Origin of the sequence: Longimicrobium sp. (assembly GCF_036280135.1) — a bacterium.
Classification (GTDB): domain Bacteria; phylum Gemmatimonadota; class Gemmatimonadetes; order Longimicrobiales; family Longimicrobiaceae; genus Longimicrobium.
Genome location: NZ_DASURI010000498.1, coordinates 1 through 13885, shown reverse-complemented (window position 1 = coordinate 13885; position 13885 = coordinate 1). Strand labels below are relative to the sequence as shown.

Genomic DNA, 13885 nt, shown 5'->3' with positions numbered 1-13885 from the left:
AGGGGACGGGTCCAGCGGCGGCGGGGGATGTCGCTGAAGCCGTGGCGGCGGTACAGGTGCTCCGCGCGGGCGTGGCTCGTCTCCACCTCCAGCTCCATCGTCAGGCACCCGGCCGCGCCCGCGGTGGCGATGGCCCGGGCCAGCAGCTCGTTGCCGATGCCGTGCTCCCGCAGCGAGGGCGCCACGTACAGCTCGTCCAGCCACGCCACCTGCCCGCCGCGCTCCACCGTCCACGTGTAGGTGACGCACGCCACGGCCACGGCGCGCCCGTCCCGCACGGCCAGCAGCAGAAAGCCGCGGTCCGGCACGCGCAGCAGGCCGTCCGCGGCGAACTCCAGGTCCGCCCGGGCGATGGGGATGTCGTGCTCCGCCAGCTGCGCGGCCAGCAGGTCCGTCACCTCGTCCAGGTCCGCCGGCGTGGCGGGACGAAACTCCACTCCCTCGATCATCTGCCCGGCCTCTCTCGTTCTCAGCGAAGGGGGACGCGGATGGCCATGAGGCCGGGCGCGAGGGTGATGCGCGGCGGGTCGCCGCCGCCGCGGTGCAGCAGGCGCACGGCGCCGCGCCCGGCCACGATGCCGATGAGCGCGCCGGCGGCCACGTCGCTGGCCCAGTGCTTGTCGTCGTAGACCCGGCTCCACGCCACGGCCGTGGCGCCGCCGTACGCCAGCACCGTCACCCACTGCGTCCGCGCCTCTTCCGCCACGGCGGACGCGACGGAGAACGCCACCGTGGCGTGCCCGGACGGGAACGACTGCCAGCGGTTGCGTCCGTCCAACGGCTGAAAGCGATGCGGATCGTCCGTCTCGCCGGGCCGCTCGCGCCCCACCGCGTACTTGAGCGCGCCGTTCAGCACGCCGCCGGCCGCGAGCCCCGCGCCCACGTGCAGCGCCGCGTCGGACCATTCGCCGCGGCCCGTGAGCGCGCCCGCGGCCCAGGTGCCGCCCAGGAGGACGACGGCGTACTGCGGCCGTCCCCCGTGGTTCAGCGCGTCCGTCAGCCCGGCCAGGTCACGACCGCCGCCGTCCGGCACGGCGGACTCGATCGTCCGGTCCAGCAGCAGCGCGCCGATGAAGAGGCCCGCGCCCGCCGCCGCCTCCCGTCCCGAAACCACGCTCCGCTCCTGCGCCGCCGCCGGAACGCCGAATCCGGTCATCACCAGAAACAGGATGACGGACGTCACGCGTGGACGACGGCGCGCGGCAGGGGATGGGGTACGCTGCTGCCTCTGCTCCCTCTGCGTGAGAAAGCCATCGTTGCCGTTGCTCACCGAGATCCGATGCGTCCGCGGGTGGATTTTCGCGAAGTCTATCCCCCGCGCGGACGCCCGGCCAGCCCCGCGCGACCGTTGCCGCGACGGGCCCGGCGCGGCAGATTGCGAACGAAACCGGAGCCGCGGCGGCTGCGTAGCGTGGGCGGGATCCACCCAGCGCAGACACGGACGCGGCGGGCGCGGCACGGCGGTTGCCGCCCATCCCGCCGGTTCACCCAAGGCGAGGCCACCGATGCACGACACGCTCCGCGACCGCATTCTCCGCGGCCTGGACGCACTGCCCGACGCGCAGCAGTACCAGGTGCTCGACTACGTAGAGTTCCTGGCCAGCAAGTACAACCGCGACGTGCGCCGCACGGGCGCGCGCTTTGGCGACCTGCTGGAGGACAAGATGCGCATGCAGGGCGTGGCGCTGGAAACCATCCGCGGCACCATGGGCGTGGTGGGCACGGCCAGCCGGTGGATGTCGGGCCTGACGGAGGCCGGGCGCACCGTGCTCAAGGAGGTGGAGAACGTGGTGATGCCGCGCGAGCCCGGCGGCACCCCGCAGCTTCCGCCGCCCTCGCGCCAGCCCGACGGCGATCCGAGCTCCGGCCCGTCCTGACGGGCCGCAACCCCAACGGAAGACTGCCCGTGCACTACAGCGACGACGAAGATGACCTGGTGGGCCCCCGGCGGGGCGGCGCCTCGCGCTCCCGCGACAACGCGCCGGACGGCGACGACGACCTCGTGGGCCCGCGCCGGGGCCCCCGCGCCGCGTCCGCCCGCGACGCGGCCGACGCGGACGACGACGAGCTGGTGGGTCACCGTCGCGGCGCCCGGCGTCGCTCCATCCTGGACGACGACGAGGAGCCGGCGCCCCGGCCGGCCCCGCGCCGGCGCCGCGGCGGCCACCGCGACGCGGGCCTGTCGCGCGAGTCGCTGATGGGCATCGTGCGCGACGTCCCCAGCTTCATCAAGCTGTTCGGGCGGCTGGCCACGGACCCGCGGGTGAGCAAGGTCGACAAGGCCATCGTGGCGGCCGTCGTGGTGTACCTCGTCTCGCCCGTGGACCTGGTGCCGGACTGGGTGGTGCCCGTGGTGGGGCAGATCGAGGACGTGTACCTGCTGGCCCTGGCCCTGAGCCGCCTGGTGAACAACGCCGGCGTGGACGTGCTGATGGACCACTGGCAGGGCGACCCCGCGTCGCTGGAGGCCGCCCTGGCGGCCCTGGACCGCGCCGGCAGCGTGCTCCCCGGCCCCATCCAGGCCCTCCTCGGCGCCCGCCGCTGACGCGGTCCGCTGGATGACGAACCGCCGCCCGGCGCAGGTGCCGGGCGGCGGTTTTCTGTCGCCCCCCCCCGGACGCTCAGGAACCCGGCGGGAGCGCGTAGCGGGTCACCGTGCCCTCCGCGCCGACCTCCAGCACCGTGTTCACCATGTCGAGCGCCGCGCCGCAGATCTCCGCCAGGGCGGCCGCGAAGAGCGCCATCTGCCGTTCACGCCGCACGTTCGGCAGGATGGCGACGACGCCGGGGTGAACGTCCGTCCGGCTGATCATCGGCCGAAAGTCCTTCCAGTTGTTCGTTACGAACGTCAGGTCCTCAGCCAGGATGCGGCCCAGCAGCTGGGGATCGGAATCCGACCCCCATCCGCGCTGCGTCACGTGGTACGCGTTGAAGCCATGCTCCCGCGCCACGTCGAGCAGCCCGGGAGACAGGCACTCGTCTACGAGGAATTGGATCACGCCCGGCCACCCGTCCGCTCACTGCTGCGTGGACGAGAGGGGCGGCCCGGCGCGCCACGGCGCCTGACGCCGCGGCCCGCGCCGGGGGTGAAGCTGGGCGAACAGCAGCGCCGCGTCGAGCGACTCGCGGGTGATCGCGGGATAGTCCTCGAGCAGCTCCTCGCGCGACGCGCCCTGGGCCGTCAGGTCGGAGAGCACGTAGACGGGCACGCGCGTCCCGCGGACCACCGGCTCGCCCGCGCGCACGTCGGGGCGGATGGACACGTGCCGGCGCGCGCGCCACACCTTGGCAAGGCGCTCCCGCACCGTCGTTACCGCGTCCGTGAGCGAGACGCGAACGGGCCCGATGTCCACGTAGCCCAAGCGGTGCGCCTGGGGAAGCCGCTGCCGCAGCACCCGGTACACGGTTTCGCGCGCGGACGCGGTGAGCGTCCCGGCCACGTCGCGCCGGACGCGCAGGTACACGAGCTCGGGGTAGCCGAGCAGCCGCGGGGGCTCACCGCCGCCGGGGGAGGGCAGGATCAGCACCTCCTTGCGGTCGATGGCCTGGTCGATGGTCTTGCGCGATAGCTCCGTCACGAAAGCCGCCTCCACCGGGGATACGCCCGTTGTGCCCGTTGCGCGACCGTATCTGTTTTGCTCTCTCATGATTGTTTCCTCAGATTGAGGAATGAACGTAACGCCCTTCCGCTCCTCGATCAACCCCCGTGTCGTTCCTCCTGTCCCCGGCCGGCGGGCGGCGGTAGATTCCGGCGGACGGTCGTTCCTCTCCTCCTCGCGCCCCCGGTCCATGCCTTACGAATCGCTCCCGGTGGTGCACGCGGTCAAAGGCGTGCTGGCGCGCTCCGGCAACCCCGACGAGGCGATCACGGGCGTGCTGGAGGCCATCGGCGACAGCATGGGCTGGCTGGTGGGCGGGTTCTGGGTGCCGGAGGGGCACGACGGCTCGCTGCGCGCGCGGTGCGTGTGGGCGGCCCGCATCCACAAGCGCACGGGCTTTGCCGACGAGACGCGCAGGATGCTGCTGCGCCCCGGCACGGGCCTGCCCGGCCAGGTGTGGACGGCCCGGGCGCCCGTGTGGATCGAGGACGTGGGCGAGGACCCGCACTTCATCCGCGCGACGGCCGTGCGCACGGAGGGGCTGCACGCCGCGGTGGCGTTCCCCGTGCGGCACGAGGGGCGCATGCTGGGCGTGCTGGAGTTCTTTACGGACGTGCTGCGCGCGCCCGTGGACGCCCTGCTTCCCGTCTTCGACGCCATCGGCCGCGAGATCGGCGCGTTCATCGTGCGGCAGCACGGGTGGAGCCCGGCGCCGCCCGCGGACGGGGAGCGCGGATGATTCGCATCCGCCGTTGACAGGCGGGGCGGGGGCGCGATAACTTCCGCCATGGAACCACCAAAGACCGCTCGAGCAACCGAGACGCCCGCCGTCCTCCTCCCCCTTTGCCGGGGAGCGTGGGACCGGCGGGCTCGCCGCATTCTGGAGGCCCGATGAACCGTCCGGACGCGCCCAACGCCCGTTTCGTGGGCGAGGGGCTTACCTTTGACGACGTGCTGCTGATTCCCCGCCGCTCGGCGGTGCTGCCCACCGGCACGGACCTGCGCACGCGCCTGACCAACGCCATCGAGCTGGCCATCCCGCTCGTTTCGGCGGCCATGGACACCGTCACCGAGAGCCGGATGGCGATCACCATGGCGCGCGAGGGCGGGCTGGGCATCATCCACAAGAACATGTCCATCGACCGCCAGGCCGAGGAGGTGGACCGGGTAAAGCGGTCGGAGAGCGGGATGATCGCCAAGCCGTTCACCATCCGCCCGGACCAGACCCTGGCCGACGTGCTGCGGCTGATGGAGCGCTCCAGCGTGAGCGGCATCCCGGTCGTGGACGAGGGCGGGCGGCTGGTGGGCATCATCACCAACCGCGACCTGCAGTTCGAGACGGATCGCTCGCGCCCCGTGCACGAGGTGATGACGGGCGGCGACCGGCTGGTGACGACGCCCGTGGGCACGTCCATGGAAGAGGCGCGGCAGATCCTGCACCGCCACCGCATCGAGAAGCTCCCCGTGGTGGACGAGAGCGGCGGCCTGCGGGGGCTGATGACGGTCAAGGACATCCGCAAGCGGCAGCAGTTCCCCAACGCCTGCAAGGACGAGCGCGGCCGGCTGCGCGTGGGCGCGGCCATCGGCGCCTCGGCCAAGGACGTGGACCGCGCGCGGGCCCTGCTGGAGGCCGGTGTGGACGTGCTGATCGTGGACACGGCGCACGGCCACTCCGAGGGCGTGCTGGACGCCGTGGCGCGCATTCGCGAGGCGTTCCCCGACGCGCAGCTCATCGGCGGCAACGTGGCCACCAGGGGTGGCGCCGAGGCGCTGGTGGAGCGGGGCGTGGACGCGGTCAAGGTGGGCGTGGGCCCCGGCTCCATCTGCACCACGCGCGTGGTGGCGGGCATCGGCGTGCCGCAGCTCACGGCGGTGATGGACGCGGTGGAAGGCGCCGCCGGCCGCGTGCCGGTGATCGCCGACGGCGGCATCAAGTACAGCGGCGACATCGTCAAGGCGCTGGCGGCCGGCGCGCACTCGGTGATGATGGGCAGCATGCTGGCCGGCACGGAGGAGAGCCCGGGCGAGAGCTTCCTCCTGGAGGGCCGCCGCTTCAAGACGGTGCGGGGGATGGGCTCGCTGGGCGCCATGAGCGAGGGCTCGGCGGACCGCTACTTCCAGGAGGGGAGCGACGCGCGCAAGTTCGTGCCCGAGGGGATCGAGGGGCGCGTGCCGTACAAGGGCCCCGCGTCGGACACGATCTACCAGCTGACGGGCGGCCTGCGCAGCGGCATGGGCTACCTGGGATGCCCGGACGTGGAGACGCTGCGCCGCGATCCGCAGTTCATGCGCATCACGGGCGCGGGCCTGCGCGAGAGCCATCCGCACGACGTGACGATCACCCGCGAGGCGCCGAACTACCACTCTTGAACGGCAGTGCGAGAGTGCGAAAGTGCGAAAGTAACTGCGTTGGGGTACGTCGATCGCCCTCCCCCGGAATCGGGGGAGGGCGATTCTCGTCCAGCCGGAGCGACTGAAGTCGCCGCAACGACAGCGGAAAACCTCGCAAACTGCGCGAGGCTTCAACTGCTGAAAGGGCGCTCCGGTGCACGTGTGTTGGCCTTCCCTGGGGCAGTCCGCGAAGGCGGACTTCGTGCCTTTCCAGCGGCGAATTCATTCGCTCCTGGACGGCGCGATGCCTGTTCCGGTGTACCGGACGCGGCGCGCGGCAGGAGCCGTCGGCGAAGGCCGACATCACGCTTTCCGTGCCGCGAATTCATTCGCCGGGGCTGGGTGCTGGCCACGGTTGCCCTCCCACCCGCCCGTGCACGGACCGACTTCGCACTCCCGCACTCCCGCACTCCCGCACTCCCGCACTTTCGCACTTTCGCACTTTCGCACTCACGTGCCCCTCCCAGGGCCTGCCCCTTGCAATTCCGGCCCGCCAGGATTCACTTCCACCCTGGATGGAGATTGCACGAATGGACAACAAGGGCGCGTCTCCCCTCAAGATCATCCTGATCGTGGCGGCGGTGCTCGTCGCCATCGTGTTCGCCTTCTTCGGACAGCTTTACTTCGCGTACTTCCTCGTGGCCGCCGCCATCGTCCTGGGACTGGTGATGCTGTTCACGCGGAGCAAGACACCCACGGACTGACCGGATACCGCACCGCATGCCGCGCATCCAGCTGCAGCACCTGGCCCACGCCCGCTCGGGCGACAAGGGCGACACCGCCAACGTGGGCGTGATCGCCCTGCGCCCCGAGTTCTACCCCGCACTGGTGGAGCAGCTGACCACCGACCGGGTCAAGGCGCACTTCCAGGGCATCGTGCACGGGGCCGTGGAGCGCTTCGAGCTGCCCAACCTGGAGGCGCTCAACTTCCTGCTGCACAACGCCCTGGGCGGCGGCGGCACCGTGAGCCTCAAGACCGACGCGCAGGGCAAGGTGCTCTCCACGGCCATGCTGCGGATGGAGATCGACGTCTCCGACGAGGTCGCCCGGCTGGCGGGCGCCGCGGCGTGAGCGCGGACGTCGTCATCGCCGCCACGGACGGCGGCATCCGGCGCCTGGTCCTCAACCGGCCCGACAAGCGCAACGCCCTGAACGCGGAGCTCATCGCCGCGCTCAAGGCCGCGCTGCGCCAGGCGGACGCGGACGAGTCCGTGAGCGTGGTCGCCATCGAGGGGGCGGGGAAGGACTTCTGCTCCGGCGCGGACCTGTCGGCCCTGCGCAAGATCGCCGAGTCGTCCGCCATGGAGAACCTGGAGGACGTGGACGAGCTGGCCGAGCTCTTTCTTCTCCCCCGCCGCATGCGCAAGCCCGTCGTGGCCTGCGTGCGCGGGCGGGCGCTGGCCGGCGGATGCGGGCTGGCGACGGCCTGCGACCTGGTCCTGGCCTCGGAGACGGCGGAGTTCGGCTATCCGGAGGTGAAGATCGGCTTCGTTCCCGCCATGGTGATGGCCATCCTGCGGCGCAACGTGTCCGAAAAGCGCGCGTTCGAGCTCGTCGTCCGCGGCCAGCCCGTCGCCGCGGCCGAGGCGGAGCGCATCGGCCTGATCAACCAGGTGTGGCCGGACACGGACTTCGACCGCATGCGCGACGAGTACCTGGCCGATCTGGCGAAGCGCAGCGCGTCCGCCGTGCAGCTCTCCAAGCGGCTGCTGTACCACGCGGACGGCATGGGCTTCGAGGCGGCCCTGCGCTCCGGCGCGGACGTGAACGTCGTCGCGCGGATGACGGACGACATGAAGGCCGGCGTGGCGCGCTTCCTGGAGCGCGGCTGATGGACCGGCGGCGCCCCGACGGACCGGACCCGTTCCTGGACTGGAAGGTTCGCATCTTCTTCGCGGGCGCGGCGCTGGTGGCCGCCGGCGTCTTCCTGCGGCGCGACGTGCTTGTGCTGGTCGCGGCCATCGTGCTGGCGGCGGGGATGCTGCTCGTCGCCATCGGCCGGGCGCGCCGCACCCGTCGCGAGTCCGCCCTCATCGCCCGGTACGACGAGGAGGACGCCGCTCCGCCTGAAGAGGACCGGCGCGGCTGAGACGGCGCGGTGGATCACGGAAACGCGCGGAGGGCGCGGAGCATACGATGCTCCGCGCCTTCCGCGTTTCTCGCCCGTTCATCCGGTGGACGTGCGGCGGGGGCAGCCGCGGTCCCGGGGACGCAGCCACGCCCACGGCTTGTAGTACGCGAACTCCGCCGCGCTCACGGCGACCACCTCGTCCACGCCGCGGCAGTAGGCCGGGAGGACGGCGGGGTCGGGCACGTCCAGCGAGCCGCCGTGATACGTGATCCACCGGATGCGCCCGTCCGGGCTGCGGATGAGCGTGCCGGCGGGCCGCAGCGGGTGGCCATGCGCGACGAACGCGCGCGGCAGCCGCTGGAGGACGGAATCCGGCACTTCCAGCATCCGCCCCAGCGCGCCCGAGCCAAAGATGGAGTCCAGCGTCCGCGGGCTGGGCACGCCGGGGGCGATGCATCCCACGGGCACGTACGCCGTCTTGTTCTGCGGATGGTCGGAGACAATGGGCAGGTGCCCGCCCATCCACGCGTGGCGCAGCACGGACGGCAGCCTGCGGCTGGGCCACGGCGGCAGCGCGCGCACCTCCCGCACCACCTCCGGGTGCGCCCCCGTGCACACGGACAGCGTGGACGAGTCCGGGTACTCGTACAGCGTCTCGCCAAAGACGAGGTAGATGGACCGCTCGCCGCGCAGCCGCACGTTCTCGCCGTGCGCGGGCGGCGCGTCGGGAAGCGCGGGGGCTGCCGCGCTCCGCTCCTCGGCGCCGCGGATCGCCAGCGCCAGGACCACACCCACCAGGACCAGGATGGGCCACAACAGGACGCGATCCATCACCAGCATCCACGGCAGCCTGACGACCGCGTCCTTCCCCGCCGCGTCCTCCATCGGGCCCGGAGACGGCGGAGGCGCGGGGGAGACGGGCGGATCGTGATCCGCATCCGCCGCGCGTTCCGTTTCCGGCCCGGGCGCGGGCGCCGCGACCACCGGCTCCGTGGGGGCGGACGCGGCGTCCGGCCCCACGTTCCCCGGCGTGACGGCGGGAGACTCGACCTCGGCATGCGCGGGCGTCGGCGCGTCGGCGGGCTCCACGCGCGGCGCGGGCTCCGGGTCGGGTGGGGGGGCGCGGAGCTGCTCGGCCAGGGCGCGCGTGTCGGGATCCGGCCGGCCGCCCACCTCCTCGTCCAGGTACGTCTCCAGGCGCTGGTAGTGCCGCAGGGCGCCGTTGCGCTCGCCGCGCGCGGCCAGGGCGCGCATCACGCGGCGGTGCCCCTGCTCCCACACGGGGTCGATCTCCACGGCCCGTTCCCCCAGCCGCAGCGCCCGCGCGAAGTCGCCGTCCCCTTCGGCGCGGGCGCCGGCGCGGTCCAGCAGGCGCAGGGCCGCGTTGCGCAGCTCCGCGCGGCGCCGGTCTGCCCACTCGCGAAAGTCCTGCGCGCCCGCGCCGGGGTCGAATCCCTCCAGGAAGTGCCCCGCGTACAAGGAGAACGCGTCGTCCACCTCGCGCGGCTCCATCGCGTCGCGCAGCAGCGCCACGGCGTCGCAGGGCAGGGCGCCCGTCCAGCGCACGGCATCCTTGTCGGGAGCCAGCGCACCGGGCGGAAGGGCACGGGACAGCCGCCCCAGCGCCTGGGTGAGGGAGTGCCGCGCGCGCTCCTCGGGGCTTTCGCCCCACAGCAGCGCGGCCAGCCGCCCGCGCGCGTGCACGGGCAGTCCCTCCACGCACAGGTATACGAGGAGCGCGAGGTCCTTGCGGCGAAGGCCTTCCACCAGCGCGCCATCCGCGCGGTGCAGGGCGGGGTGTCCAAGCGTCTTCAGCACAGCAAACCATACGGACTGTTCGAGGCGGCGGGCGCGCCTTTCGGGAACGTAAATTATCCCGTTTGGGTCGGTTCCGGGCAATGGGTCGGCCCGGCGCAGGTTCTCCCTTGGCATCGAACGTCCGCCTTTTGGAACGGATTTGACTCGTTTTTTCTGCCGAGCGCCGGGTGTGCGGCGCGCGTGCGGCGGGCGTGCGGGTGACGTGCGGTTGCGTCGTTAACCGTGAGGGCGAAAGTCGCGCCACCCTCCGGCGCACCCCTGCACACCATGGCCACAGGAGCCACGCATGATCCGCCGCACCCTCCTCGCCGCACTTCTCCTGGCTGCCGCCGCGGGCTGCGGCCCCGGCAGCACGGAGCCCACCCTGGCACGCCCCGCCTCCATCCGCACGGACGACGATCCGCCCCCGACCCCGCCCGTCCCGGACCCGGCCCAGCCCCCGGCCGACACCACGGGACGGGGTGGCGGCGGCACCATCGGCTCGGGGACCTGAGCCCGGCAGCAACCAGACGACATTTCGGGGGGGCGGTCACGGGTATCGTGGCCGTCCTCTTTCATTTAGATGGACAGGTAGGGGGGAGATTCCGCTCGGCGGCGGGGAGACCGCGGAACTGCGGGGGACAGGGGACAGGTTACAGGGGACAGCCGGCAACGGCGGCACGGGCCAAGGTCGAGCACGCCGGCCTGAGCCGCCGGTAAGCCCAGCCGGTGCTGACGCATGCCGACGGCTTCGCTCCCACCGGGTGCCCGCCGCCCGGCAGACGGCGCGTTCGAAGTATGCACCCCCTCCCGCGCAGTTTGCGGGAGGGGGTGGACGAGCCTCGGCGAGGCCGGGGGAGGGCCCCCCGCTACTCCGCTCCTTCGCCGCGGGCGGCCTGGCGCTCGGGCGGGCGCGCGGCGGCGGGGACGTCGGCGTCCACGGCCAGCCGCACGGGGCTGGGCTCGCCCAGCAGCGCCACGTCGAAGACCTGGTCCATGCGCTCCACGTAGTGAAACTTCATCCGCTCGCGCACGTCCGCCGGCACGTCGCGCAGGTCGCGCTTGTTGCCCGAGGGCAGGATCACCTCCGGGATGCCCGCGCGGTACGCCGCCAGCACCTTTTCCTTGACCCCGCCGATCTCCAGGATCTTGCCCCGCAGCGTGACCTCGCCCGTCATGGCCACGTCGTGCCGCACGGGCCGCTCCGCCAGCGACGACGCCAGCGCCAGCGTGACCGCCGCGCCCGCCGACGGGCCGTCCTTGGGCGTGGCGCCCACGGGAAAGTGCACGTGGATGTCGTTGTCCCCGAACGCCTCGCGGGGAATGCCCAGCTCGTCGGCCCGCGAGCGCACGTAGCTGTACGCCGCGTTCACCGACTCGCGCATCACGTCGCCCAGCAGGCCGGTGATCACCAGGCGCCCCGTGCCGGGCATCTTGAGCGCCTCGATGAACATCAGCTCGCCGCCGCTGGCCGTCCACGCCAGCCCCGTCACCACGCCCACCTCGGGGTGGCTTTCCGCCGGCGTGGTGGACCAGCGCGGATAGCCCAGCACCTCCTCGATCATCTCCTGCGTGATCGTCCACTCCGCGCCCTTGCCGTCGGCTTTGGCGCGGGCCACGAAGCGCATGATGGACGCGAGCGAGCGCCGCAGGTTGCCCACGCCGGCGTCGCGCGCGTAGCCGCGGGTCAGGAAGAGCAGCGTCTCGTCCGTGATGCGCACCTCGTCCGGCGTGAGCCCGTGCTCCTTGACGATGCGCGGGAACAGCCAGTCGCGGGCGATGGTGATCTTTTCCTCCGGCGTGTACCCGGCGATGCGGATCTCGATGAAGTGGTCGCGCAGGTCCCGGGGGATGCGGAAGAAGTCGCTGGCCGCCCCCACGAAGAACACCTCCGACAGGTCGAACGGCACGTCCAGGTACCGGTCCGTGAACTCCTCGCGGTTGTCCAGGTCCAGCATCTCCTCCAGCGCCTCGACGGGGTCGCCCTCCACGTTGCCCAGCCCGGCCTCGTCCACCTCTTCCAGGATGAAGACGGGGTTCTTGACCCCCGCGTCGGCGATGAGCTGCATGACCTTGCCCAGCTGCGCCCCGCTGCGCGTGCGCCGCGTGCCCACGATCTGCCCCTCGCCGCGGCCCCCCAGCTCCAGGCGGACCACGGGGCGCCCCAGGCCGCGGGCGATGGCCGTGGCCAGCGTGCGCTTGCCCACGCCCGGCGGGCCCACGATGCAGGGGATGGGGCCGCGCAGGTCGCCCCGCAGCTCGGCCACGGCCAGCACCTCCAGCAGGCGCTGCTTGCTTTCCTCCATCCCCAGGTGCTCTTCGTCGAACGCCGCCTCCACCGCGGCCAGGTCGATCTTTCCGTCCCCCGCGCGCTTGTTCCAGGGGATGGAGACAAGCGCCTCCAGGTACGAGCGGATCTCCGTGGCTTCCTGCGTGGTCGTGGCGTTGCTGCGCAGGCGCTCGGCCTCGCGGCGGGCCACGGCGGCCACGCGGCTGGGCAGGCGGGCCAGCTCCACCTTGCGCAGCATCTCGTCGGCCTCGCGCTCCAGCGGGTCCGTCTCGCCCAGCTCCGCCTGCAGCGCCTGGATGCGCCGGCGGATCTCGCCCGCGCGGTCCCGGCCGGAGCGGGGCTGCTCCTGCGCGCCGCCCTCCTCCTGCTCCTGCGCCGTGCTCCCCGGCCCGATGGCCGACGTGACCTCGCGGGCCCGCTCCCACGCCTCTTCCAGCGAGCGGAGGACCAGGTCCAGCCGCGCCGCCACGTCCAGCTCCTGCAGCACGGCGTCGCGGTCCGGCAGCTTGAGGTTGCACAGCGTGGCGGCCAGGTCGGCAAAGCGGCCGGGGTCGCCCAGGTTCATGCGCAGGATGCGGGGCACCTCGTCCGGCACGCGGTCCACGTTGGCGGCCAGGCCGGCGACGGTGTTGAGGATACGGTCGATGGCCGGCTGCGCGTCGTCGGGCGAAAGCGGCGTCTCGGCGACGGCGCGCACGCGGGCGCTGTAGTAGCCGTCCTCGAAGCGCACGTCTTCCAGGTGGATGCGGCGAAGCCCCTGCAGCGTCGTCTGGATGGTGCCGCCGGGCAGGTTCAGCCGGTCCAGCACGCGCACGGCCGTGGCCACCTTTTCCAGCGATCGCGGGGCGATGTCCTGGCCGTCGTCCAGCGTGGAGACGATGGCCACGATCAGGTCGCCTTCCGGGTGCGCGGCCAGCGCCTCCACGTTGGGCGCGAAGCCGATCTGCAGCGCGGTGGCGCCCGACGGGTAGACCACGGTGCTGCGGATGGGGAGGACGGGGATGCGTTCCCCGACCTTCTCAGACGCTTTCCTGATGTCCGACAGTGGCATCCAAGTGCTTTCGTTCTATCGGTTTGCGCGTTTGTCGCCCAGGACCTGGGCGTCAAGCGCGTGCAAGAACCGGGCAATGCGGCGGGCGTTGGTGCCCAGGTCGGCGCGGCCCACGCGGCTGGCGCTGGTCATCTCCACGTGCGTCTGGCCGTCCTCGTCCAGCGAGATGCGGATCCACACGTCGTCCACGAACTTCCACGCGCGGGTGGTCGCCTCGGCGACGATCTCGCCGGCCAGCGGGTCACTCGCGGTCACCGTCCACCCGCGCGTGCCCCGCGCGATCGCCAGCGCCGCCTCCCATACGATCACGAAGGGGATGGCGTAGGTGCGGGGGCGCAGCCGCGGGTCCGGCGATTCGTCGTCGGTAAAGGCGCGGTTGTGCGTGAGTCCTCGCCAGATGCCCATCGGTACGCGTGCCGTGTGGATGCCGGTTCTGCCCATCCGCGGCGGCCTCGACCGGCCGCCGTGGAGCCAGCCGGCGAATCTACGGCATGGCGGGGAAAAGTGCGAAAGTGCGAGAGTGCGAGAGTGCGAGAGTGCGAGAGTGCGAGAGTGCGAAGGTACGAAGTACGATGGTGCTGACTGATGAGTATCGGCGCGGAGGCGGGGCGGATGAGCGGGCGCGGCGGATGAGGAGTGGTTGGATGGAGGTTCGAGCCGTGGTTTGACGGAGCTTTCGGGCGCCG

16 protein-coding genes are annotated in these 13885 nt (G+C 72.4%); 9 read left to right on the top strand and 7 right to left on the bottom strand.

The genetic code is table 11. The features are described 5' to 3' along the window. Positions 1-449: GNAT family N-acetyltransferase (locus VFZ20_RS16075; RefSeq protein WP_329684929.1), on the bottom strand; the 449-nt coding region annotated here is incomplete at its 3' end. Positions 450-469: 20 nt separating this feature from the next. Further along, on the bottom strand, positions 470-1114 hold the full coding sequence (locus VFZ20_RS16070; protein WP_329684928.1) for a phosphatase PAP2 family protein: 645 nt from the start codon (positions 1112-1114) through the stop codon (positions 470-472). A gap of 391 nt (positions 1115-1505) precedes the next feature. On the opposite strand from VFZ20_RS16070, the gene VFZ20_RS16065 reads away from it, so the two are divergent. Then, positions 1506-1877 carry a hypothetical protein gene (locus VFZ20_RS16065; protein WP_329684927.1) on the top strand — a complete coding sequence of 124 codons (372 nt, stop codon included), beginning with the start codon at positions 1506-1508 and terminating at the stop codon, positions 1875-1877. 29 nt (positions 1878-1906) lie between these two features. Next, the gene (locus tag VFZ20_RS16060) at positions 1907-2545 is read left to right on the top strand and encodes a YkvA family protein (RefSeq protein WP_329684926.1); all 639 of its coding nucleotides are present in this window, start codon (positions 1907-1909) and stop codon (positions 2543-2545) included. 76 nt (positions 2546-2621) lie between these two features. On the opposite strand, the gene VFZ20_RS16055 is transcribed toward VFZ20_RS16060, so the two are convergent. Both VFZ20_RS16055 and VFZ20_RS16050 read right to left on the bottom strand, forming a co-directional pair. Then, on the bottom strand, positions 2622-2999 hold the full coding sequence (locus VFZ20_RS16055) for a DUF5615 family PIN-like protein (protein ID WP_329684925.1): 378 nt from the start codon (positions 2997-2999) through the stop codon (positions 2622-2624). Positions 3000-3017: 18 nt separating this feature from the next. Next, on the bottom strand, positions 3018-3578 hold the full coding sequence (locus VFZ20_RS16050; RefSeq protein ID WP_329684924.1) for a DUF433 domain-containing protein: 561 nt from the start codon (positions 3576-3578) through the stop codon (positions 3018-3020). A gap of 211 nt (positions 3579-3789) precedes the next feature. Between VFZ20_RS16050 and VFZ20_RS16045 the strand changes: the two genes are divergently transcribed. From VFZ20_RS16045 to VFZ20_RS16020, 6 genes are all read left to right on the top strand, one after another. Next, positions 3790-4338, top strand: a complete 549-nt coding sequence (locus VFZ20_RS16045) for a GAF domain-containing protein (RefSeq protein WP_329684923.1) — start codon at positions 3790-3792, stop codon at positions 4336-4338. 152 nt (positions 4339-4490) lie between these two features. Beyond that, positions 4491-5969: an IMP dehydrogenase gene (gene guaB / locus VFZ20_RS16040; protein ID WP_329684922.1), complete on the top strand. Its 1479-nt coding sequence runs from the start codon at positions 4491-4493 to the stop codon at positions 5967-5969. 536 nt (positions 5970-6505) lie between these two features. Then, complete coding sequence (locus tag VFZ20_RS16035; protein ID WP_329684921.1) at positions 6506-6694, top strand: hypothetical protein; 189 nt, start codon at positions 6506-6508, stop codon at positions 6692-6694. Positions 6695-6710: 16 nt separating this feature from the next. Continuing rightward, a complete protein-coding gene (locus tag VFZ20_RS16030; protein WP_329684920.1) occupies positions 6711-7061 on the top strand; it encodes an AtuA-related protein in 351 nt (116 codons plus the stop codon). After that, a complete protein-coding gene (locus VFZ20_RS16025) occupies positions 7058-7822 on the top strand; it encodes an enoyl-CoA hydratase/isomerase family protein (protein WP_329684919.1) in 765 nt (254 codons plus the stop codon). Before VFZ20_RS16030 ends, VFZ20_RS16025 begins: the two co-directional genes overlap by 4 nt. Continuing rightward, complete coding sequence (locus VFZ20_RS16020; RefSeq protein ID WP_329684918.1) at positions 7822-8079, top strand: hypothetical protein; 258 nt, start codon at positions 7822-7824, stop codon at positions 8077-8079. The genes VFZ20_RS16025 and VFZ20_RS16020 overlap by 1 nt, the downstream gene beginning before the upstream one ends. A 78-nt stretch (positions 8080-8157) precedes the next feature. Here VFZ20_RS16020 and VFZ20_RS16015 read toward each other — a convergent pair whose 3' ends face one another. Further along, positions 8158-9879, bottom strand: a complete 1722-nt coding sequence (locus tag VFZ20_RS16015; protein ID WP_329684917.1) for an AfsR/SARP family transcriptional regulator — start codon at positions 9877-9879, stop codon at positions 8158-8160. Between the two features lie 286 nt (positions 9880-10165). Here VFZ20_RS16015 and VFZ20_RS16010 point away from each other — a divergent pair, with 286 nt between their 5' ends. Further along, complete coding sequence (locus VFZ20_RS16010; protein WP_329684916.1) at positions 10166-10372, top strand: hypothetical protein; 207 nt, start codon at positions 10166-10168, stop codon at positions 10370-10372. 355 nt (positions 10373-10727) lie between these two features. On the opposite strand, the gene lon is transcribed toward VFZ20_RS16010, so the two are convergent. Continuing rightward, complete coding sequence (gene lon, locus VFZ20_RS16005) at positions 10728-13199, bottom strand: endopeptidase La (protein WP_329684915.1); 2472 nt, start codon at positions 13197-13199, stop codon at positions 10728-10730. A 15-nt stretch (positions 13200-13214) separates the two neighbouring features. Next, a complete protein-coding gene (locus tag VFZ20_RS16000; protein WP_329684914.1) occupies positions 13215-13604 on the bottom strand; it encodes a DUF1499 domain-containing protein in 390 nt (129 codons plus the stop codon). Positions 13605-13885: the final 281 nt, after the last annotated feature.

Coding starts and splice junctions, on each gene's coding strand:
- VFZ20_RS16035 (WP_329684921.1), top strand. CDS start 6,506: ATGGAGATTGCACGAATGGACAACAAGGGCGCGTCTCCCCTCAAGATC.
- VFZ20_RS16030 (WP_329684920.1), top strand. CDS start 6,711: ATGCCGCGCATCCAGCTGCAGCACCTGGCCCACGCCCGCTCGGGCGAC.
- VFZ20_RS16020 (WP_329684918.1), top strand. CDS start 7,822: ATGGACCGGCGGCGCCCCGACGGACCGGACCCGTTCCTGGACTGGAAG.
- VFZ20_RS16010 (WP_329684916.1), top strand. CDS start 10,166: ATGATCCGCCGCACCCTCCTCGCCGCACTTCTCCTGGCTGCCGCCGCG.
- VFZ20_RS16065 (WP_329684927.1), top strand. CDS start 1,506: ATGCACGACACGCTCCGCGACCGCATTCTCCGCGGCCTGGACGCACTG.
- lon (WP_329684915.1), bottom strand. CDS start 13,199: ATGCCACTGTCGGACATCAGGAAAGCGTCTGAGAAGGTCGGGGAACGC.
- guaB (WP_329684922.1), top strand. CDS start 4,491: ATGAACCGTCCGGACGCGCCCAACGCCCGTTTCGTGGGCGAGGGGCTT.
- VFZ20_RS16045 (WP_329684923.1), top strand. CDS start 3,790: ATGCCTTACGAATCGCTCCCGGTGGTGCACGCGGTCAAAGGCGTGCTG.
- VFZ20_RS16000 (WP_329684914.1), bottom strand. CDS start 13,604: ATGGGCATCTGGCGAGGACTCACGCACAACCGCGCCTTTACCGACGAC.